General features: G+C 29.3%; 20 protein-coding genes. 4 read left to right on the forward strand and 16 right to left on the reverse strand.

The window, feature by feature from the left end; all coding sequences use genetic code 11:
- Nucleotides 1–17: 17 nt before the first annotated feature.
- The 4 genes from Q6H37_RS15830 to Q6H37_RS15845 form a co-directional block, all read right to left on the reverse strand.
- On the reverse strand, nt 18–758 hold the full coding sequence (locus Q6H37_RS15830) for a hypothetical protein (protein ID WP_318733863.1): 741 nt from the start codon (nt 756–758) through the stop codon (nt 18–20).
- The gene (locus Q6H37_RS15835; RefSeq protein ID WP_318733865.1) at nt 751–1662 is read right to left on the reverse strand and encodes an ABC transporter ATP-binding protein; all 912 of its coding nucleotides are present in this window, start codon (nt 1660–1662) and stop codon (nt 751–753) included. The genes Q6H37_RS15830 and Q6H37_RS15835 overlap by 8 nt, the downstream gene beginning before the upstream one ends.
- A 172-nt stretch (nt 1663–1834) precedes the next feature.
- A complete protein-coding gene (locus Q6H37_RS15840; protein WP_318733866.1) occupies nt 1835–3286 on the reverse strand; it encodes a serine hydrolase domain-containing protein in 1452 nt (483 codons plus the stop codon).
- A 424-nt stretch (nt 3287–3710) separates the two neighbouring features.
- Nucleotides 3711–5039 carry an erythromycin esterase family protein gene (locus Q6H37_RS15845; RefSeq protein WP_318733868.1) on the reverse strand — a complete coding sequence of 443 codons (1329 nt, stop codon included), beginning with the start codon at nt 5037–5039 and terminating at the stop codon, nt 3711–3713.
- Nucleotides 5040–5251: 212 nt separating this feature from the next.
- On the opposite strand from Q6H37_RS15845, the gene Q6H37_RS15850 reads away from it, so the two are divergent.
- Nucleotides 5252–5713 (forward strand): redoxin domain-containing protein, encoded by a 462-nt coding sequence (locus Q6H37_RS15850; RefSeq protein WP_318733870.1) that lies wholly within the window; start codon nt 5252–5254, stop codon nt 5711–5713.
- Nucleotides 5714–5791: 78 nt separating this feature from the next.
- On the opposite strand, the gene Q6H37_RS15855 is transcribed toward Q6H37_RS15850, so the two are convergent.
- Nucleotides 5792–6487 carry a response regulator transcription factor gene (locus tag Q6H37_RS15855; protein WP_318733872.1) on the reverse strand — a complete coding sequence of 232 codons (696 nt, stop codon included), beginning with the start codon at nt 6485–6487 and terminating at the stop codon, nt 5792–5794.
- Between the two features lie 347 nt (nt 6488–6834).
- On the opposite strand from Q6H37_RS15855, the gene Q6H37_RS15860 reads away from it, so the two are divergent.
- Together Q6H37_RS15860 and Q6H37_RS15865 are read left to right on the forward strand one after the other, a co-directional pair.
- Nucleotides 6835–8025 carry a hypothetical protein gene (locus tag Q6H37_RS15860; protein WP_318733874.1) on the forward strand — a complete coding sequence of 397 codons (1191 nt, stop codon included), beginning with the start codon at nt 6835–6837 and terminating at the stop codon, nt 8023–8025.
- A gap of 43 nt (nt 8026–8068) precedes the next feature.
- Nucleotides 8069–9244 (forward strand): amidohydrolase, encoded by a 1176-nt coding sequence (locus Q6H37_RS15865; protein ID WP_318733876.1) that lies wholly within the window; start codon nt 8069–8071, stop codon nt 9242–9244.
- Between the two features lie 87 nt (nt 9245–9331).
- Here Q6H37_RS15865 and Q6H37_RS15870 read toward each other — a convergent pair whose 3' ends face one another.
- The 5 genes from Q6H37_RS15870 to Q6H37_RS15890 all read right to left on the reverse strand — a co-directional run bounded on the left by Q6H37_RS15870 (nt 9332) and on the right by Q6H37_RS15890 (nt 13994).
- The gene (locus tag Q6H37_RS15870) at nt 9332–10294 is read right to left on the reverse strand and encodes a methyl-accepting chemotaxis protein (RefSeq protein WP_318733878.1); all 963 of its coding nucleotides are present in this window, start codon (nt 10292–10294) and stop codon (nt 9332–9334) included.
- A 16-nt stretch (nt 10295–10310) separates the two neighbouring features.
- Complete coding sequence (locus tag Q6H37_RS15875) at nt 10311–11342, reverse strand: FIST signal transduction protein (RefSeq protein ID WP_318733881.1); 1032 nt, start codon at nt 11340–11342, stop codon at nt 10311–10313.
- A gap of 572 nt (nt 11343–11914) precedes the next feature.
- Complete coding sequence (locus tag Q6H37_RS15880; RefSeq protein WP_318733883.1) at nt 11915–12469, reverse strand: pyruvate kinase alpha/beta domain-containing protein; 555 nt, start codon at nt 12467–12469, stop codon at nt 11915–11917.
- A 25-nt stretch (nt 12470–12494) separates the two neighbouring features.
- Nucleotides 12495–13019 (reverse strand): nitroreductase, encoded by a 525-nt coding sequence (locus tag Q6H37_RS15885; protein ID WP_318733885.1) that lies wholly within the window; start codon nt 13017–13019, stop codon nt 12495–12497.
- A gap of 99 nt (nt 13020–13118) precedes the next feature.
- Complete coding sequence (locus tag Q6H37_RS15890; protein WP_318733887.1) at nt 13119–13994, reverse strand: LysR family transcriptional regulator; 876 nt, start codon at nt 13992–13994, stop codon at nt 13119–13121.
- A 462-nt stretch (nt 13995–14456) separates the two neighbouring features.
- On the opposite strand from Q6H37_RS15890, the gene cooS reads away from it, so the two are divergent.
- Nucleotides 14457–16349 carry an anaerobic carbon-monoxide dehydrogenase catalytic subunit gene (gene cooS, locus Q6H37_RS15895; RefSeq protein WP_318733888.1) on the forward strand — a complete coding sequence of 631 codons (1893 nt, stop codon included), beginning with the start codon at nt 14457–14459 and terminating at the stop codon, nt 16347–16349.
- Nucleotides 16350–16448: 99 nt separating this feature from the next.
- Here the strand turns inward: cooS and Q6H37_RS15900 are convergent, their stop codons facing one another.
- The 6 genes from Q6H37_RS15900 to Q6H37_RS15925 form a co-directional block, all read right to left on the reverse strand.
- On the reverse strand, nt 16449–17156 hold the full coding sequence (locus Q6H37_RS15900) for a TVP38/TMEM64 family protein (RefSeq protein ID WP_412523942.1): 708 nt from the start codon (nt 17154–17156) through the stop codon (nt 16449–16451).
- Between the two features lie 456 nt (nt 17157–17612).
- The gene (locus tag Q6H37_RS15905; protein WP_318733891.1) at nt 17613–18293 is read right to left on the reverse strand and encodes a YdjY domain-containing protein; all 681 of its coding nucleotides are present in this window, start codon (nt 18291–18293) and stop codon (nt 17613–17615) included.
- A gap of 91 nt (nt 18294–18384) precedes the next feature.
- Nucleotides 18385–19065 carry a TVP38/TMEM64 family protein gene (locus tag Q6H37_RS15910; protein ID WP_318733893.1) on the reverse strand — a complete coding sequence of 227 codons (681 nt, stop codon included), beginning with the start codon at nt 19063–19065 and terminating at the stop codon, nt 18385–18387.
- A 125-nt stretch (nt 19066–19190) separates the two neighbouring features.
- Nucleotides 19191–20333 carry a (Fe-S)-binding protein gene (locus tag Q6H37_RS15915; protein WP_318733895.1) on the reverse strand — a complete coding sequence of 381 codons (1143 nt, stop codon included), beginning with the start codon at nt 20331–20333 and terminating at the stop codon, nt 19191–19193.
- Between the two features lie 56 nt (nt 20334–20389).
- On the reverse strand, nt 20390–21388 hold the full coding sequence (locus tag Q6H37_RS15920) for a phosphotransferase (RefSeq protein ID WP_318733897.1): 999 nt from the start codon (nt 21386–21388) through the stop codon (nt 20390–20392).
- Nucleotides 21366–22070, reverse strand: coding sequence for a TIGR04282 family arsenosugar biosynthesis glycosyltransferase (locus Q6H37_RS15925; protein WP_318733899.1), 705 nt, complete (start codon nt 22068–22070; stop codon nt 21366–21368). The genes Q6H37_RS15920 and Q6H37_RS15925 overlap by 23 nt, the downstream gene beginning before the upstream one ends.
- Nucleotide 22071: the final 1 nt, after the last annotated feature.

Genomic DNA, 22071 nt, shown 5'->3' on the forward strand with positions numbered 1-22071 from the left:
ATAATCACCTTCTCCTATTATTTAATTTCTCTTTTGTTAATAATGAGTGTAGACAGAATACAAAATATCACTGCCCAAATTATATTTATTAGTACTGATTGCATACTAAAACATCCTTGCATTAATGCTATTGTATTATAAAATGGTGTTTTCATATAAGTAGAAAATTTACTTATTAATTCTGGATGATTTCCAATTATAACTGTAATAGCTGAACTATAAAAATTTATCAAACTAAGTATCATTATAAAAAATAAAATTAATTTGCTTTCACTAAATACTATAGAAATTATCAAAAGCATAAGAGCTCCCATGGAAAATGCTATAATAATATAAGTGATAAATAGTTGTAGATGATTAAATGCTAAAAAGCCATTGATTCCTATCTTCTTATACAAAATAAGTGATGCTAATATATTATTCACTTCAACTATTATAGAGAAAATAATTCCCCATATAATTAAACCTATTGATTTTGAAATCATTATTTCCGTTCTACTAAAAACCCCTGTAAAAACAGTTTTAATGCAATTAGATTTTATATCATTTCTTAAAATTGAAACTGCTGCATACAATATCATTACATACAGAAAACGTCCAAATTCAAAATCATAATCCATAAGTCCATATAATTTAGGACGTACAAAACAAATCCATAACATTGAATAAGCAAAAGCTGCAATTATTCCTAACAAAAATTCTTTTGAATATGCTGTATTTTTAACATTGAGCCAGGACATTTTTAATAGCTTATGCATTCTTTTCCACCCCCATAGTTTTTAAGTATTTTTCTTCTAAGCTTTCTTTTATTTCATATACGCCTCTAAGTGGTATGTTTTCTTTGCCTATACTTGAAACTAAATTTTCTAGTTCATTAAGCTTTAATTTGGCTTCAATTTTATCTTCACTTAGTACTTTGTACTCCAAATTTTTATCATTAAAAAATTTCTTTAATTCTTCTAATTTACTTGTTACAAAAGCAACAAGTGCAGTATCTCTCTCACTTTTCTTTAAGCTTTCAACCTTAATTATTTTTCCCTGCTGTATAAATGCAACTTTATCACACATTAATTCTATTTCAGAAAGAATATGACTGGATATAAGCACTGTTGTATGCTTTTCCTTTGCTATATATTTTATAAACTCTCTAAGCTGAGGTACTATAGCAGGATCTAGTCCATTAGTTGGCTCATCTAATATTAATATAGGTGGATATGATAAAACTGCTTGAGCTATTCCAATTCTTTGTTTCATTCCTAAAGAATAATTCTTTGCTTTTTTATTTACATAACTTTCAATACCTAATCTTTTAACTATTTCATTAATTTCTCCTTTATCTTTAAGACCTGATATTTCAGAGAAAAATAATAAGTTTTCATACCCTGTTAATTCTGGATAAAAACCAGGTGTTTCTATTACACAACCTATCTGTTTTGTATCATGTCTTTTATTATTTTTTATATTTTCATCATTTATATAAACATCTCCATCATACTTCTTAATGAGCTTAGTGATAATTTTCATAAGTGTGGTCTTTCCCGCACCATTGGGTCCTATAAGTCCAATAACTTCTCCTTCTTCTAGTGACAAAGTAACATTATCAAGAACTGTTTGTTTTCCATAAACCTTAGTTACATTATTAATTTTCAAAACTTCCTTCATAAAAAATCTCCTCCAAAATCTATATTTAGACAAATGTATTAACTACTTTGTCTCCATCTCAACCAACCTGTTGATATCATTGTATAATTCAGCATGTAAGAAAACTTAAAGAACTCCTTAAGAAAACCTTAAGTTTTAATATTAGGCATAAAAAATAGCTGCATTTCTGCAGCTATCTTTGAACTTGTTCTTTAGATTTTCTAGAGTATCCATCAAAAATCATTATGGATTTAAAAATACCTATTATAAATAATACTATGGAAACTAATATAAGGAAAAGAGAAATATCTGGTGAAAAAATAATAAGAGCTTTCCATGTAGCACCAGTCATGGCAGGTCCTTTTAAAACCAAAGTAATTGGCAATATTATATTTATGATTAGAGTAAAGATTATGTTAAAAGTAAATCTAATATCACTCTTTAAAATCCTACTTTTAAAATTTCTAAGTCTTATAGCTGATATTACTAGCAAAATTGCTATAATAATATAAACCATGTCTATTATTAGTAAAATAGTACCTACATTTTGGGATTTAGAAGGTTGTTCATTAGTTACAATTTTTAGAGCACCTGGAGCAATCTCACCTGCAGTTATAAAACCTCCTACATCATCCATTTCAATTACTGCAACTTTTTCATCAGGCTTAATAACAGCATGAACATGATAATTAGATGTTTCTCCTGTATGTTCAATGAGATCAATTTTACCTTTTTTAAAATTCACTCCCCATCCCATAGCATATTTAACTTCGTTCGCATCTGTACCCATAGGAACAAGAGCTTTAACTGAAGGTGTTAGAAGAGTTTTAATTCCTTCAGGTGATAGTATGGATACATCTTTATATTTTCCATCACACATAATTGCAGACAAATAATTGCACATATCCTCTGCACAACTTATTATGTGTCCACTTGGTGCATTACCTTCAAAATAAGGCAAATCCGCTTTAACTGGAAAACCAAACCAAGTCCTATACCCAGCTGCAAGATCATTTTGCATAGCTTCTTTTTTTGAAACATAACTGTGTTTCATTTCAAGTGGTATAAAAACATTCTTTTCTATATATTCTTTGTAGGACTGTCCTGAAACTACCTGTACAATTTCACCCAATATATTATAATTTGCATTTGAATATAGAAACTCAGTTCCCGGAGGATTTACAAGCTTTAAGTTATTTAACTTTTCTTTTACTACCTGTTCAATTGTAACATCAGCTTTTGCATCATTATCATAAAAAGGTGGTACACCACTATTTTGATTTAAAAGCTGCCTCACAGTTATTACTGCGGACTGATTTTTGTAATAAGCTTTAAACCAAGGTAAATATTTATTCACAGGAGTATCCAGATCAATTAGCCCCTTTTCTTTAAGCTGCATTACTGCAAGAGCAGTAATTGATTTAGATACTGAACCAATTTCAAAGGGTGTCTGGCCTGTTACACTTTTTCCTGTATCCGCATTTCCATAACCTTTTAAATAAACAATCTTATTATCTTTTACAATTCCTATTGAAAGTCCTTTTATATGAGTCTGTTTCATTTGATCTGTAACATAATTATCAATTTTGTCACTACTTATAGCAGAACAATTTAGAGGTAAAACACCAACTAAAATTAAACTCATTAGTAAACCTACAATAGTTTTTTTTATATATTTAATCATAATATAAAAACCTTGCTTTCTTAATATTTTTAGATATTCTATTTACATATATAATGCAATATTATCAATCTAATATTCAATAAATTGGGTACATTTATAGTTTGTCTTCAACTATGCTTTAAACTATATACTTCTTTACATCTCTAATCTGTATTATATTCATAAAAATTTCCTCCTTATATTATCCTGTAAGAATTCTTACAGTCTCTTAAATTTAACTTCAATTAGATTGTACTTTTATGGTATTAATCTGGATTTAAAATCATCTTAACTTCATCTTAAGTTTTCTTTGCCTAAACTATTTAAGCTCAATTAATTACATAAACAAAAAGATAGCAAACCCTTATTAAAAGTCTTTACTATCTTTTTTTAATCCATTTTTTAGCTAATTAATTGCCTTAGATTGTGATATATTGTCTATAAATATCATTCCATCATAAGAATTTAAAGGAACTTGAGGCGCAAAGGAACCAATAGGATTATATTTTGAATATTCAGCACCAATAGCATGTATTAACTTTAAGTTTGATAACCACTGCTTTATACCTTTATCTTGAGCTACAGAATTAAAATCCATAAAGTATAAAGGTATATTTAAATTATGAAGATTATAAGCAAATGTAAAAGATGAAGAATTTTTTATAGTAAATTCCTTAATGTGTGTACTTTTGCTGTTGCTCATTGGGTATGCTCTAAAATTTCCTTTATAAAATTCCATTCCTATAACATATATATCATTATTAAACATGTTTTTTAAATGTGATCCCATGGAAGTATAATTTGGCATTTCTTTAGTTACATGTCCATTATGCGCCCAAAGCATGATTTTATCATTTCCAAACTGTTTTTCATAATCTAAAATCCATTTAACATTTTCAGCCATATACTTATCTCTAGTATTAGTATACCCCATTCCAGCTTGGGATTTTACTTGCAAGCATTTATAGATATTGTTTAAATCTTGATAAGCCATTTTATATTCACTATCAGAAGACTTTGAAATATACTGCTCTTTATTTTTATCAACATCACTTAATAATTCCTTAATATTGTTTTTTACACTTGCTAATTTGTCTTTTCCAAGTGAAGATAAATTATCATCATTAAACTTACTAAATACACTTTCATATTTATTAATTGAATTACCATCCACTACTTTTAAATAATCTAAAACTTTTTCTTTTTCAATCTTTGTAGATTGAACATCAAAGCCATAAAACTTTATTTTTGTTTTATTATTATCATTTCTATTATAATTTCTCATCCACTCTATCATGCTGGATACTTCTTCAGTTTTCCATGTCCAGTATTTTAAAGCTTTAACGGCATCATTAACATTTCCTTTTCCATAAAGTACATAATCATTAACTACCTGTGCATCTCCAAAACCTGCTTCTATACCAAATAATCTATATCCCATTTTTGTAACTAAAAATTCTAACATACGATGTTTCATTTGAAAAAATTCTTTTGTACCATGTATAGCTTCTCCTACAGATACAATTTTTTTATCTTTTAACACACTTTCAAGAGGTTTTAAATCTTCAAACCCACTTTCTGCTTTTACTGTTTTTAAAGGTATTACTTTATTTTTTAATACCTCAGCACGCTTTGATTCTGAAATTTTATTCATACCTAAAGCAGCAGCTGCAATTAAAATTAAAACTCCAAATATACATATCAACACTTTCATTAATTTGCTTTTTATCTTCATAATTTTTCCTCCTATAATAAACTTGTATTATAAATTAACTTAAGCTTATTCTATAAATTGGAACTAAAAAAAACTTAAAGAACTCCTTAAGAAAACCTTAATTTTGTCCTTTAAGTTTATGACAGTTCTCATCCAACTAAGCATAATTTTTTATAATAAATTCTATTTGAGTATAGAATAATATATTATATCAAAAGAAAGGAGTGAAACTAATGGAACTAATTAAATTAGGAAGTATCGCACCAAACTTTTCATTAGAAGATAATCATGATAAAATTATTAATTTATCAAATTATAGAGGTAAGAAAGTTTTGCTTTCCTGGCATCCACTTGCATGGACACCAGTTTGCACAGATCAAATGAGGTCTATAGAAAATAACTGGGATAATCTTCAAAGTCTTAATACAATAGCATTTGGCCTTAGTGTTGATGCTCAGCCTTGCAAAAAAGCATGGGCAACTGCTATTGTCCTTAATAATTTAAGTATTCTTGCAGACTTCTGGCCTCATGGAAAGGTTGCACAGGATTATGGATTATTTATTGAAAATGATGGTATATCTGAAAGAGCTAATATTATAATAGATGAGAATGGAATTGTTAAATGGGTTAAAGTTTACCCTATGAGTCAACTTCCTGACATAAATGAAGTTTTTCAAGCATTATCTAATATATAAATAACACATAATACGTAAACATACTCATGCCTATACTAAATAAGCATGAGTATGTTCATTAAATTTACTATTTATTGTTTATATAATTTTATATCCCATTCCCCATATGGTTTCTATATATTCTTCTTTTGGATTAGCTTTTTGTAACTTGCTTCTTAAATTGCTCATATGGACATTTACTGTATTATCATCACCAAGATATTCTTCTCCCCACACACTTTCAAACAAATTTGCCTTTGAAAATACCTTTTTAGGATGGGTTAAAAGCAGTTCAAGTATTTCAAACTCTCTTGCAGTAAAAGCTATATTTTTACCATTTACACAAACTTCTTTAGTTTCTTTATTTAAAACTATGTCTTTATAAATCAAATTTTCATTTGCACTGATATTATTATTGTTAAATTTCACATACCTTCTTAAGTTTGAATAAACTCTAGCACATACTTCTTCTATATCAAAAGGTTTAGTAATATAATCATCTGCTCCTAAATTAAGCAATTCTATTTTATCCTTTTTATCAATTTTAGCTGAAATTACAATTACAGGCATTTCCTTAGTCTTTCTTATATTTTTAATCAATTCCTCTCCTGTAATTCCAGGAAGCATCAAATCCAATATTACCAGTTGAAAATCTTTGGCTTCAATATGCAACATAGCTTCTGTACCAGAATAAGCTTGTACTACATTGTATCCCTTTTTCTCCATTAATCTTGCAAGTAAAGTATTTATACCATTATCATCTTCTACTATTAATATGTTAATATTTTCATTCATAGTTTAAACCCTCACATTAAATAAAATATATGTAACATTATAACATAAATTTTATTTAATTTAACTGTTCTTTATTTCTTTTACTTCATCAAATAGTCTGCAACAAAAGTTTATGTTTCTTATAAAATTACCAAATGAAACATATCTTTTTGTTTTCTTATTTTCCTATTTTATAAATCACCTTATATTTATGCAAATCTTAAACAATTTTACTTAAAACCACTATTTGAATGTGAATTGTGCACACATTATTAGTGAATATGGACAGTTCTAAAATTTTCCACCATTTAATAGTTTATATATTAATAAGTTATTATATTTTTTATTTGTATAAGGGGTGAATAAATATGAAATTTAGTGCAATTGAATGTTTCGCCATAGTAATGGCATTTCTATTCATTGGCGAAGCAGTATCCACTAAAACAAAAGCTTATGTTCCTTCTGTATTTTTATCAGCGGTATTATTTATGATAGGATTTTGGACTTTTGTACCTAAAGATGTAGTGTCTCAAGCTTCTTTTGGTACTAATTTTGTATCTGTATGCATGAGCTTACTTCTAGTACATCTTGGTACTCTTATGAGTTTGAAAAAGCTTATAGAACAATGGAAGGCTGTTTTAATTGCAGTATGCGGCATATGTGGAACTGTTTTTATGACTATGACCATAGGTAGATTTTTCTTTGATTGGCACATAGTTGTAGCCGCTACGCCTCCTCTAACTGGAGGAATAGTAGCAGCACTTCTAATGTCTGAAGCATTAAAATCAAAAGGGCTTATGGCACTTGCTGCACTACCAATAGCAATGTTTATAACTCACAGTTTTTTCGGATATCCTCTAACTTCTTGGTGTCTTAAAAGAGAAGGTAAAAGATTACTTGAGGACTTCAGAAAAAATGGTGCTAATGAAACAGAACTTAAAAATAGTAAACAACTAACTGAAAACAGTGTATGTAAGAAACTTATACCACCTGTTCCTGAAAATTATAGAACAACAAGTTTGATACTTTTCAAGGTGATGCTTGTTGCAATTTTGGCAAGTTGGGTCTCGGGACTTACTCATGGTGCTGTAAATCAGTATATTGTATGTTTAGTATTTGGTGTTATATTTTGTGAAATTGGATTTCTTGAAGAAAGTGCTCTTGTTACAGCTGGAGTTTTTTCATGGCTTATATCTGGTTTATTAGCTTATGTATTTGCAGGACTTTCAGCTGTTGGACCAGCTCAACTTGTAAAAATGCTGATACCAATAGTTACTTTAATAGTTTTAGGTATTTTGGGTATGTTCATAATGTCAATGATAATTGGAAAATTTTTTGGTTTTACAAAGGAAATGGGATTTGCTTGTGCTCTTACATCATTATTTGGTTTTCCTGCAGATTATATTATAACTAATGAAGTATGTGAATCAGTGAGTAAAACTGAAGATGAACGACTTTATGTTGTGGACATACTTCTTCCACGAATGCTTGTAGGTGGTTTTGCAACAGTATCTATAGCATCCGTTATCATAGCAAGCATATTTATAAATTTACTATAAATAATTTGTTAATTATAAAATTTTAAACAGGAGGCGTATTATATTGAATACTGATATGCTTAAAAAGGCTAAAGAAATACAGGATTGGGTAGTTAAATTTAGAAGGGACTTTCATAAACATCCAGAACAATCTTTTAAAGAATTTCGAACTTCTAAAATTGTAAGTGAAGAACTTACGAAAATGGGAATTAAAGTAGAACATATTGGCGAAACTGGAATTGTTGGAATACTTGAAGGGGCATGTATTGGAAAAGTTATTGCTCTTAGAGCTGATATGGATGCACTTTCCGTAACAGAAGATACAGGATTACCCTTTGCTTCAGAAAATGTTGGATTCATGCATGCTTGTGGTCATGATTGCCATACTTCCATGCTTTTAGGTGCAGCAAAACTTTTATCGGAAATGAAAGAACAACTTAATGGTACTGTTAAATTTATATTCCAACCTGCTGAAGAAGTTGCTGCTGGTGCAAAAAAGCTAGTAGAAGGTGGAGTATTAAAAAATCCTAATGTTGATTTTATATTTGGTATGCATATATGGTCTGATATTCCTGTGGGAAAAGTAGTGCTCAAAGAAGGACCTTTTATGGCAAGTGGAGATATATGGGATCTTACAATAAAAGGTAAATCCTGTCATGGCTCATCACCTTGGCAAGGTGTTGATGCTATTGTATGTGCTTCAGCTGTAATAAACGGAATTCAATCTATTGTCAGTAGAATTAATGATGTCAGATCACCAATAGTTATAAATGTAGGTACTATTCATGGTGGAGAAAGGTTTAATGTTACACCTGGGTCTGTTAAAATGGAAGGAATGAATAGAGCTTTCAGCACATATACCAGAAAGAAAATTCCTGAATGGGTTGAAAAGATAGTAAAAAGTACCTGTGAAGCATATGGCTGTGATTATGAATATAACTATAATTTCATATGTGCAACAACTACAAATGACGAAAAATGTACCAAATTTGCTAAAAAGTCTATTGAAAAATTCCTTGGTGAAGATAAAATAATGTCTTGCGAGAAAATAATGGGTTCTGAAGATATGTCAGAATATCTAGAACACATACCAGGTACCTTAATGCTGCTTGGCGGACGAAATGAAGCAAAAAATTGTTGCTATTCACATCACTCAAATCATTTTAACGTTGATGAGGATGCACTTCCAATCGGTGTTGCTTGCTATGCTCAAATTGCTGTTGACTACCTATGTAAATAACTGCTTTTATAAGAAGAACGCACTTTAAAGATGTGCGTTCTTTTTCATTCTTGCAAGTTCCATATACTTTGACAATGTAATCTTTTTTTATTTATCATGAAGTAATTTAATTTGATTAATTCCATTTAATATATGCATATAAGAATCCGCTTTCTTTTGTATATCTAATATCAATTCTTCAAGTTCTTCATTTTCTTTTTTAGATTTGTTTACAATATTAGTTAAAGTAGATGCTATTTGTTGAATTCCACCTAAATTTTGTTCTTGAGAATCCTTTACTACTTCTACATGCTTGTATACTTTGGATTCTGAATTAATTATATTATCTAAAAGATCTTTAGAATTTTTTATGATGCTTTCAGTTTTTGATATAGTCTTCCCACCTTCATTAGATTTGTTATTTATCAGCTGTATAGTTTCAGTCATTTCTTTTAAAGCTTCCATAATGTACTTTGCATTTTTTTGAGTATCTATGGACATCTTTTTTATTTCATTTGCAACCACAGAAAATCCTTTTCCAGCCTCACCAGCTCTTGCTGCTTCAATAGCGGCATTTAGTGATAATAAGTTAGTTTGATTTGCAATATTTGTAATTATAGATGCAAAACCTTCTATATTTTTATAATGAGATTGTAATTCTACAAACAATTTAAAAAATTCCTCAAAAACCTTTGAAACACTATTAACTTGATTTATTAAATCATAAAAATCATTTTTAGCACCATCTATTTCTTTTAGTGAATCTTTTAAACTTACAAATACTTCATCTACAAGCTTTGTTGTTTTTTCACTATTTTGAGATAAAGAATCCAGATAATCATTTACCTTTTCAGTTTGATTAGTAGTATACTCTGTACCTTCAAGCAATTCATTAAGTCCATATGTTATGTTTCCTTCTTTTTTCAATAAATCCTGTATATTTATATCAACTTCATTAGTTAACTCATTAACTTCATTTGCATATTTAAAACATTGCATGGAATCTTCTTGTTTCATATCGATAACTTCTTTATTTTCTTGCTTTTTATCTCTTACATTTAATTTTAACATTATACTCCCCCCACCATTATTGAACTAATAACATTACCATAGTTTGATTTGAATGCATTTTATAAAATTGTTCACCATAGCTAACAAATCCAGTTGTATTGGAACATGCTTTAAGTATTTCTCTATCAATATCCTTCCAAATGCCCTCTTGCTGAAACTTTAAACTTCTCAATATACAATTTATAACTATAGCAAAGCTCGGTTTAAATGGTAGTTTACTAGTTGTCTTTCTTACTTGTTCAATTGGGTCTACTGCTTTTAAAACCTGAACAAATGTATTTGGTATTAGCTGAGAATAAAAAGTTATAGATTTATCATTATTTACTTTCATAGGTGAAGCAATATATATATCTTCTCTATAGATTTTTCCCAAAGGATTATTCATAAAAAATTTTGAAAGCTCTGATTCCTTAATTCCTAAAACTCTTGCATATTCTGTTGCAGCTGGCTTGTTGTTAAATGTTTTTACAGTTCTACTGATAATATCTGCTTCAGTTATCAATAATTTATTTTTAGTTGGAGCATATATATTTTCTTTAATAAGATAAGTTTTATGTTTTGAATTGAAAAATAATATAGCACTATAAACTCTTCTATTTCCTATATAAATTAGTGTCTCGCTAAATTTAAGATTATCTCCAGCACTTCCACCTATTATTTTAAAAGAATCCTCCATAAAATAAAAAGTAGTCAATATAGTTTCTTCCATTCCTGATAATCCATCACAGAGCAAAAGTGCAAATGCATCTTTATTATCTTTAACTTTTCTGTAACCTTCTTTTAGCTTTTCTAAACTTATTATAGGTGGGTATGCTATTTCAATTATTTCTCCCTCATTAGCATCATATTCAAAACCTGTTATCGCACCATTTTTATATCCTTCATTGGTATATTCCCCTGATGTAGAACAAAGTACAACATTATTTAAGCATGCTGAAGAAAGCTTTTTTACCTTTTCAACATCAGTAAATATTACGAAAGCTTTTTCATTTTTTGTCCCAATATAATTAATTGTTTCTTCAACATTGACAAAATTAACGGACTCCATAAAATTTATCCTCCTAATGTACTTATTTTTAATTAAAATTTCATATAAAAATCGCAAACCTAAAAACGTTTGTAATAAAATTGTATTGTAAAATTTAGAAATATTATATTTATGATAAATAAATACATAAAGTACACACAAAACTACAAAATATATAAAAAATAGTATAAAATATATATGATACCATTGGATATTTTAAGTATATTAAAATTAAACGAATATTGCAATAAAATTATGTAATATTAAGTCAATTAGTGAGATATTTTAAAGAATTTAAATCATTAAATTTCTTTGATTTTGTAACGATACAATTTGCATATTGAAATGTGATAAATGTAATTCTTCAAGAATAATATTAAATTTGAAAAACTTTAAATCTTTTATTGTAAATTGGATATGAATACATTAACATAATAATATTTTTACAAGCAAACTGAAATGTAAAATCAATATATATTTGAGTAAATAATAAAAGTTGAAAAATTTTTAAAAATTAAGTTCAGATAAAATTTATATGATACTTAATCTTTATATAAACTCTATCTGAACTTGAAATTATTGTAAAATATTATTTATTCATTATAATATGAAGGCTTACAAATCACCTCATGAATCTTAACATCAAATATACTGCTGGCATGAGAAGGTGTTAAAATCAATGCGGTATCAGCTCCATATGCTGAACCACCTATTGCAATAATTGGCTCTCCAAATGGTATTAAACCTGCATCCAAAGCCATAACTGAAACTTCAACACAAACTTTAGTGCCTTGCCCAAACATTCTTAAAGTTTGAGCTATTATTTCAACAGGATTAATTCCGCCAAAGGCTCTGCTAATTCCTCTTTCTGCACCACTTAATACATGGGTAGTTGTTAATACTTTTATTCCAAGTTCCTCAAGTTCTTTTCTAATTTCTTCTGTAATTTCACTTTTTCCTGCTTCTGGATACCCATTGGCATGTGTTACAGCTACAATATTTATTCCATTGCCATTTTTTAGAAGCTTTGCTGTACCTCCTTTAGAAGATGCAACAACAATATGCTTTATTCCCTTCTGAACTGCAGTTTTTAATGCTAAATCAATAGTGGTGCTCGTATTTTCTTTACCTTTATTGTTAAAATACATAATTTTATACCTCTTTATGCTCTTTCTATTTTACCATTATAACAAAATTATCTTTTCTTGGAGCTGGTTTAGGTAGTTCACAATCCGGATAACCTAAAATACATGAACCTACTCCTATGTAATCACCTTCAACTCCCCATTCCTTTAATAATTTCTTTCCTTCTTCACTCTCAAACATTTCTCTTGTACGATGTATCCAACAAGAACCAAGTCCAAGTGAATATGCTGCATTATACATATTGCCTAAGGCAATGCTTGCATCTTCCACAGGTGTTGCCTTACTTTTATCTGCAAATACAAGAATTACTGTAGGAGCACCATAATATGGATCTACATTTTCTTTTCCAATAACAGCTGCATTCATTTTTGATATTTTTTTAATGACATCCTTATTTTGAACTACTATAAAAAGTGCAGATTGCTGATTTCCTCCACTTGGTGCGTATTTACCTGCTTCTAAAACAGCATTCAATTCTTCATCTTTAATTTGTTCTGATTTATATTTTCGTATACTTCTTCTGTTTAATAAAGTTTTCATTGTTTCATTCATAATAACCTACCTCCTAGCTTACAAACTGAAACATAATTAATATCATTATTTTTATGTATATTTTACTACTGTATTTAACTAGTTACAATGCTTATTAGATTAATGATTTAACATATGATTTGTGAATATTTTCACTAAATTAGACTGGAATCGATCTTTTTTAGTTATTAAGCATATTTCCCACACAAAAGATTCATCTTTAAAGGGAATTGGATGGACATCTGGATAATTAATATCCTTAGCCATAAAATCAACACTGACACCAATACCTTTATTAAAATGACTTAATTTATGAATTCCAATAATTTCTGAAGTAGTGAAAACTATATTTGGTTCAAAGCCTGACTCTTTACATTTATTAATAAAATTACGATGAAAATGAAATTTTTCATTAAGAACAATAATCTTTTCATTTTCAAGATCATCAAAATCTACTACTGTCTTTTTACACAATGAATTTTTTTCATTGACTAGTATACAGGGATGTTGACTTTTAATGACAGTGGAATTAAAATTTTTCTCATCAACGGGACCAATTGAAACAGCTAAATCTACATTTTCGTTCATAACTACTTCTTCACAAATTGAATCTGGATAAGTTTTTACAATTAGTTCAACACTTGGATATGTTTCTTTAAAATCTGATATAATGTCTGGTGACAATGCATTAAGAACTCCAAAGGAAAAACATACTGTTAAAGTTCCCTCATTAATATTGTCCATTTTATTTAAACCTTCTAAAATTAAGTCAAATTCTTGTACAATATGTTCCGATTGTTTTTGTAAATATTCCCCATACTTTGTTATCCTAATTCCTTTAGACGTATTATAAAACAAAGGATACTGAAGTTCTTCTTCCAAATTGTTAATGGCCTTGCTTAATCCCTGCTGAGTAATATAAATTTCTTTAGCAGCCTTTGAAAAACTTTTATGTTTGCAAACCTGTAAAAAATACTTTAGTTGTTTTATATCCAATTCAATACACCTACCTTTTTATGCACTATTTCTAATCATTTGTGTAATTTTAAAGTCATTAGAAAAAAGTGAATTAACTTTTAGTTGTATGCTTATAAATTTAAGTTGTTTATCAAATGTAAATATCTGTCGTATAATTTAATTGTAAACGTATTAGGGGTACAGCAGAGGATAATCATGGATAAAATAAAAACTATATTGAATATTTTCTTCTTGCGTAAAATATCAAAAATAGTTAATCATTAAGAAATTTTATCTTTATAAATATATAAGTGTAGTCTTTAAAAAAACCTAAAACCCAAATTAGTTTCATCTATGACTAGTAATATATTTTACTCCCATCAAGGATATATTAGCTTTACCCCTACTATGTTAAATTTTCTACTTTTAGTATATAAGCAATTTTAAAAAATTACAATCTATTTTATGAATCTATTATAGAGACAAGGAGGTATTTTATTAATGGAAGACAGAGGATTGTTAATAAAAAGAGCTGAGGAAGAACTTATTGCAAAAGCAAAAAAAGACGGTGTAGAAACTGTCTGGGATAGAAAAGCTGAAATGAAAACACCTTGTGGTTTTGGTTCAGCAGGTGTATGCTGCAGGAACTGTGCTATGGGACCTTGTCGCGTGAGTCCTGTTCCTGGAAAAGGAACAGCTAGAGGTATTTGTGGAGCTACAGCCGATGTTATAGTTGCAAGAAATTTCGCAAGAATGTGTGCAGCTGGTTCAGCAGCTCACTCTGATCACGGTAGATCACTATGTCTTTATCTAGAAAATGCATCAAGAGATGGACAAATAAATATAAAAGATGAGAAGAAACTTATGTCTATTGCTGAAAAATACAATGTTGCTACTGAAGGAAGAGACATTTATGATATAGCTCATGATATAGCTGCAGCTACATTGAATGAGTTTGGTAAACCTCATGGAAACTTAATTTTCTCCAAAGCTCTACCTAAAAAAAGGAGAGAAGTTTGGGACAAACTTGGTGTAACTCCAAGAGCAATTGACAAAGATATAGTTAGCATAATGCACTCAACTCATATTGGATGTTCAGGAGATGCAAAAAATCTTTTTAGCATGGCAATGAGAGCATCCCTTGGAGATGGATGGGGCGGTTCTTATATGGCAACTGAAATTAGTGATATTTTATTCAAAACTCCCTCACCAGTACAAACTGAAGCTAATCTAGGCGTATTAGAAACTAATCAAGTTAACATTATATTACATGGTCACGAACCATCACTTTCAGAATCAATCGTTGTAGCTTCTGAAGACCCTGAACTTATTGCTCTTGCAAAAGCTCAAGGAGCAGAAGGAATAAATGTCTGCGGTATGTGTTGTACAGGAAATGAAATAACAATGAGACATGGTATTAAAATGGCAGGAAACTTCCTACAACAAGAGCTTGCAGTAATAACAGGTGCAGTTGAAGCTTTAATAGTTGATGTTCAATGTATAATGCCAGCACTTGCAAGACTTTCAAAATCTTATCATACTAAATTTATAACAACTTCACCAAAAGCGCACATAACAGATTCCACATATATTGAGTTTGAAGAGGACAGACCATATGACTCTGCAAAAGAAATAGTAAGAGAAGCTATATTAAATTATAAAAATAGAAATAGAGATAATGTTTTTATTCCTAATGAAAAATGTGAAGCTTTAGTTGGATTTAGTACAGAAGCTATAGTAGATGGGCTTGATAAAGTTGTTAATTCACATATAGGAACTATGCAAACAGTTAAACCTCTTGCAGATGTTATAGTATCTGGTACTATCAGAGGTGCTGCTGCTATTGTTGGTTGTAATAATCCAAAAAATCCACATGATACATGTCATGTAGAAATGATGAAATATCTGATTGCTCATGATGTAATAATAATTGTTACTGGTTGTGCAGCTCATGCAGCAGCTAAAGCTGGTTTAATGTTACCAGAAGCAAAAGAACTAGCTGGTCCTGGACTTAAGACTGTATGTAGTTTATTAGGTATTCCACCAGTTCTTCACCAAGGTTCCTGTGTTGATATCAGCCGTAACTTACAACTTGCTGGAGAACTTGCAAATCATTTAGGTGTAGATATCAGTGACTTACCAGTAGTTGGCGCAGCTCCAGAGTGGATGTCAGAAAAAGCTGTAGCTATAGGAACTTACGTAGTAGGCAGCGGTATAGATGCATGGCTAGGAGTTGTTCCTCCTGTAACAGGTTCACCTTTTGCTATGGATTACTTATTGAATAAGATGGAAGAAGACTATGGTGCTAAATTCTATGTAGAAACTGATCCTCAAAAAGCAGCAATACAGATGCTTGAAAGAATAGAAGCAAAACGTAAAAAAATAAATATATAAAAATTTCAAAGCAGACATTTTAAAATGTCTGCTTTATTTCATCAACTTGGATTACAACTTTTAACTTGTAATATTTCAATTAAGTAAGATTCATTGATTTTAAATTTCTTTAATTTTATCATTAGTTCTTTTCTTATCATTCCACATTTTTTTAACCAAAACAATCAATGTACTTAATGCAAATAACATTAAAAGACCAATTACAAATGTTTTTACTGTACCTGTTAACATTCCTCCTATATAAGAATATATAATAGTTGCAGGAAGCTGTCCTATACCTGTTGCTACAAAGAATGACCAAAAGCTCATAGATGTTAAACCTGCAGCATAACTAACTATATCAAAAGATATAAAAGGCAGTAGTCTGGCAATTAAAACTGCATATTTACCATACCTTTCAAAAAACTCATCAATCTTTTTTAAAGCTGTTCTACTTGTAAGCTTTTCCACTACATCTCTTCCTAAAATTCTTGCAATATAATAACATAATGCAGCTCCTGCCATAGCACTTGACCATGATAACATTGCTCCTTTAACCCACCCAAAAAGTCCTGCATTAGCAAAGGTTATTATAAATGCTGGAAGCGGTGCAATTACAGATTGTAATATCATTAGTAAAAAAGAAACAACTGGCGCCCAAATTCCAAAGCTAAGTATATATTCCCTTGCTGCTTTAACATCTACATTTTTCAATACAGAAATTGCCTGATTCACGTTGTATTTTATTGGTGGCACGAAAACATATAAACAAATAACTATAAAAATGCAGAAAATTTTCGTTATATTTCCTTTAAACACATTTTTCACTTTAATTCCACCTCTCTCAAAAAAACATAAAATTAGTCCAAATATTAAAAAAATTAATAATGCTATATTTATACTAAAAAAATCTACATTAGATTCTCTTATTCCTTCCCTTATAATAGCTGCAGGAACAACTTGTATTCTTTCCTTACCTAAAACTATTATGGATATAGTAGTACAAACTAAAACATTTAAAGTTGTACTAATTAAATTTAATTGTAATATATGTAATTTACTAAACTTTTTAATTAGCATTGCAACAATCAAACTTAATAACATGGTTATAGGAATAAAAATACCTGTATTTATTCGCATTTCAAGCCATTCATTTTGAAAAGTTAAAATAGAAATAAGCATACCCCATATGAAACTATTATATAGTAATCTAAAGATTTTCATATTGCTTCCTCCTAAAAATAAAGGGTACGGAAGTATTCTTCCGTACCCCTCTAATTAACATTACTCAGCTAGTCTAAATATTACAGTTACCTTGGTTCCATCTTTAGGAAGTACATCTTTTTTACCATAAAATTTCACATTTTTTAAAGCTTCAACTTCACCCGCTTTATAAGATGCATTACTTACAATTCCTGTAGCACAACTGTCTAGACATAGCACACATCCTGTGTTATTTTTATTTGCTCTATCAATATTTCCACCAAATCTAAAATCCATTGCTCTTAATGGTAAATCATTACCTTTATAATCAGTTGATTTGATTACATCGCCAAATGGTATCTCTTTTCCAAGACCATCCCATGTAACAAAAACGTTAACCTTTGAACCTTCTATGCTCTTTGCTCCTTTTTTCATATCTTCAGCAGTTAGATTGTTTCCTGGCTTTGCTCCTAGTGACATCATTGCTTCATAGAATTTTTTCTCATCAGCTAATCCTCTTAATATGGATTTTTCTCCATTTTTACCACCTTTATATACTACTCCATGTCTTGTCCCTTCTGTGAAATACTTTCCATTCACTTCTGCCTGCATTTTTACTTCTTTCTTGTCTTTATTAACAGTCATTGTTTCTTCCTTTGTTGATGGTTTACTTTCTTGTGACTGCTGCTGTTTATTTGAACATCCTGCTAACACCATTCCGAGAAGCAATATTGAAGCAGCAATTGATATAATTTTTTTCATTTTTTGTTCCTCCTCTTATAATCCTTAAATTCCTTTAATATGCTCACTTATTCTACTTAATTAACTTAGAATTATTTCTCATTGATATTTACTAATTTTCACCATTTACTTTACTCTTCAGCCCTTTAACTGATATTTTCTTTTTCATAAAGTAGGAAAATATCATAAGCAATACTAATATTAACACTGCTCCAAAGAATTCTAGTGAGAATATGTTTCCTGACTTATCTCCTAAATTTGCATACACCCAAACTCCCGGAATTATACCAATAAAGGTAGCAAGTACAAAATCCTTATACTTTATCTTTGAAAGCCCTGCACCATAACTTATTACATCAAAAGGCACCAAAGGTACAAGTCTTAATATAAGTATAAATAAAAAACCTTTCTTTTCAATACCATCTTCAAACCATTCTGCCTTACCTTTGATAAGCTTTTCAACCAATCCTCTTCCAAATATTCTTGAAATAAAAAACGATAACGTTCCTCCACATACAGCCCCAATAATAGTATAAAGCGTTCCTATACCTACACCAAAAATCATACCCCCTGCTATTGCTAAAACTGCGTCTGGAAATAGCGTCAGAGGAATTATAGTAAACATAATTATGTAGATAATAGGAGCAAGCATTCCAAAAGAGCTAATATAATTTTTCATACTCTGTGGAGTGCAATTTTCCAATGCTCTTGATGATTTACACAAATACATTACTAAAACAATTATTATAGCCATTAAAACTATACTAATATATTTTTTACTAATTTTGTGCATCATTAATCCTCCTATCTAATTATCCAATCTCATTCTACAGAAAATTCTTATTTCTTTCAAATACAAAAAAATTATACACATTTGTCTATCTATAAATAAAAATTATAGTTGAAATAACTCCAAATTTAATTTCCTTTGTGTTTCAAAATTCGTTTACACTTATATCTTGATGTCCAATTCTGTAAAAAACTTTTCTTTAAAATTGGTATATTTGAATCCTTAGTATAACTATCATCAAACATTAAATCAAGTATGTGAAAAGATTTTTTTCCACCAATGGCCATAGCTTCTCTGCAACTTGCACAATATGTTACTACATAATTTCCCAAATTTCCTGCACTTTTCTTTATCACTTCTTGAGAAAGTTTGGGATTTGCAGGTACAACCATTCCTCCAAAACCACAGCATCTAGTATTTTCTCTAGAATACTCTGTTTCTTTAAATTTATATCCTAATTCATTTATAATCCACCTTACACCCTCATGAATATCTGAATTATTTCTTGTAGGACATGCATCATGAACACTAAAAGTAATATTACTACTCTTACCTTTTCCTTTCATTTCACCATATAGCCCTATTTCAGGAATAACAGTCCATAGGGATCTTACTTTTTGTTTAGGACTAAACTTAGACATTGTAATATAACAATTTTCACAAGCAGTTATTACTTCTTCAGCGCCAAGCTTATCAATCTCCTTCTGAAGTTCTGAATACCTTTGATGAAACTTTTCTTCTTCTCCTAATGATAATGTTGGTTTACCACAACATTTTAATATTGCACCTGTTCCAGGAAGTTTTTCCTGCAAATATTCTAAGGTTTTTCCTACAAGTTCCGGCCTGTATGATGATAAGCTGCAGCCTGGAATAAATACCCTTTTTGTATATCCTGCCTTTATATCTGGTATGGAAGTATTAAACATTTTAGAAAAGCTAAAGGCTTGATGAAATTCTATACTTTTATGTCCCTTCATTGGGGATATTCCTTCATTATGCCTTATATGCTCTTTTCTCATATCAACAAATAATTCTTCAAGCTTTAATCCTTTTGGACATACCTTAGTGCAAGTACCACAAGTATTACAAGAATATGGAATATTAGGGTCAGCATTCATTATATTTGTATCTATATCAAAAAACTTCTTAGGATCAATTTTAAAATTGCTTAGCATTTCACATTCTTTAACACAAGCTTTACAGTTAATACAGCTTTCTGAAAACTCTTTGGCTTTATTATTAAACTCATCCGAATATGTAAAATTACTCATATGGCCTCCTAGATTTTATATCTATTTTAATATACACTCTATATTATTAACTTTAGTTAAAAATAACTTTTTAATAAGTCTTTCATAAAATCCAAATCTAAATATTCTTTTATTTTATTATAGGTATCCATATTTTTAATTTCCTTATCTTCCTTTTTGTATTCCAAATATGCATATGCACACCAAGATAACGCTCTTAAATAAAGAAATGGAGTATATAGTTTCACTCTTTCTCTTATACTATTATCTTTTAAATTACTTATATATACTTTAAAAAATTCTTCTTTTTCTTCTTCTTTTAATATACAGTCTGTTTTCCACAAAGTAGTAGTTGATGCTAAAAACTGTGTTAAATCCTGGCAAGGATCACTTATTACAGGCTTCTCCCAATCTATAAGATAAGACTTTTCCTTTCCAATTATAAAATTACCAGAATTCACTTCAGTGTTATTGATAACATGCCACTTATTTTCCAAAAAATATTTTTCCTCATGCCTATTTTTTTCAGCCCAGTTAGTAAATTCATCAAAAAAATTTTTAAGATACAAAGGTATTTTAGAAGATTTAAAAAAGTCTCTAAGTAATTTTTGAGATTCACTTATTCTTGCAGAAAATATATTATCTTCTACAATAAAATTCTTAAGGCCCTTTCCATTTGTATCTATAGAATGTATCTTAGCAAATATTTTTGCTGCAGAATTTAAGTCTTTATCATATCTTAAGGGCCTTCCTTCAAGAAATTCCATTACTAATATTCCATAATCCAAACCTTTTTTACTATCATCTAAATAATAAACCTTTGGTGTTACACTGCTTGCCTCCAAATTTTTTAAAGCTTCATACTCATATTTTATTTGATTTTCTAATCCAAGCTGACTGCCTGTATTTACTCTAAAAACATACTTTTTATTAGAGCCTTCAAGTGTAAAATTAATATTATATTCTCCTTGAGCTAAAAATTTTACATTATAATCTTCTCCAATATTAAGTTTTTCATTTAAATTGCTATATTTTAAATAGTCATAAATTTTATTATTTAATATATCTTTTAGCACTAGGAACATCTCCCCATTTATTTTCTATAAAATTTACTGTATTATAAGGTAACAGCTTTGTATTAAATTCTCTTCTTTTTACTCTTTTAACAAGATCTTCAATATCTTCTTTTTCATCTATATCATTAAGCTTTGTTGTAAGACCTACATTATATCCTAAGTTATTAGCTATTGCTAAAGTAGCTTCAAATACAGACTTATTTCCCCACTTCAAGTTATTGTTAAAAATCTCCTTACATTTTTTTTTCATGCCAATCAAATAATAACCACCATCATTGGTTGGTCCCAGGCAAATATCATTATTTTCAAGCTCCTCATAAGCTTTACTAATGTCTTCAGGTTGAAGAGATGGTATATCCGACCCAATTAATACTACTTTTGAATACCCTTTATTTAAAAGTTTTTCAATTGCATTATTCATCCTATCTCCTAAATCATCTCCTTCTTGTGGAAAACTATTTATAAAGCTTGGAATAATATGGTCTATTAAGTAAAAGGATTTTTCGGGAGTATAGGTTATATATATATCTACTGTTTTTCTAATTTTAGTAAGCATTTTAAACAAGTCCAAAAGAAAGCATTTCTGCAGCTGTGCACATTCTGTACCTGTAAAAATTTTCATTAATCGTGTCTTTGTCATGCCTGCAATTGGCACTCTAGTCATAAGTATAAGAGCATTCATT

Source organism: Clostridium sp. JS66 (genome assembly GCF_033561535.1).
Taxonomy (GTDB): Bacteria; Bacillota; Clostridia; order Clostridiales; family Clostridiaceae; genus Clostridium_AM; species Clostridium_AM carboxidivorans.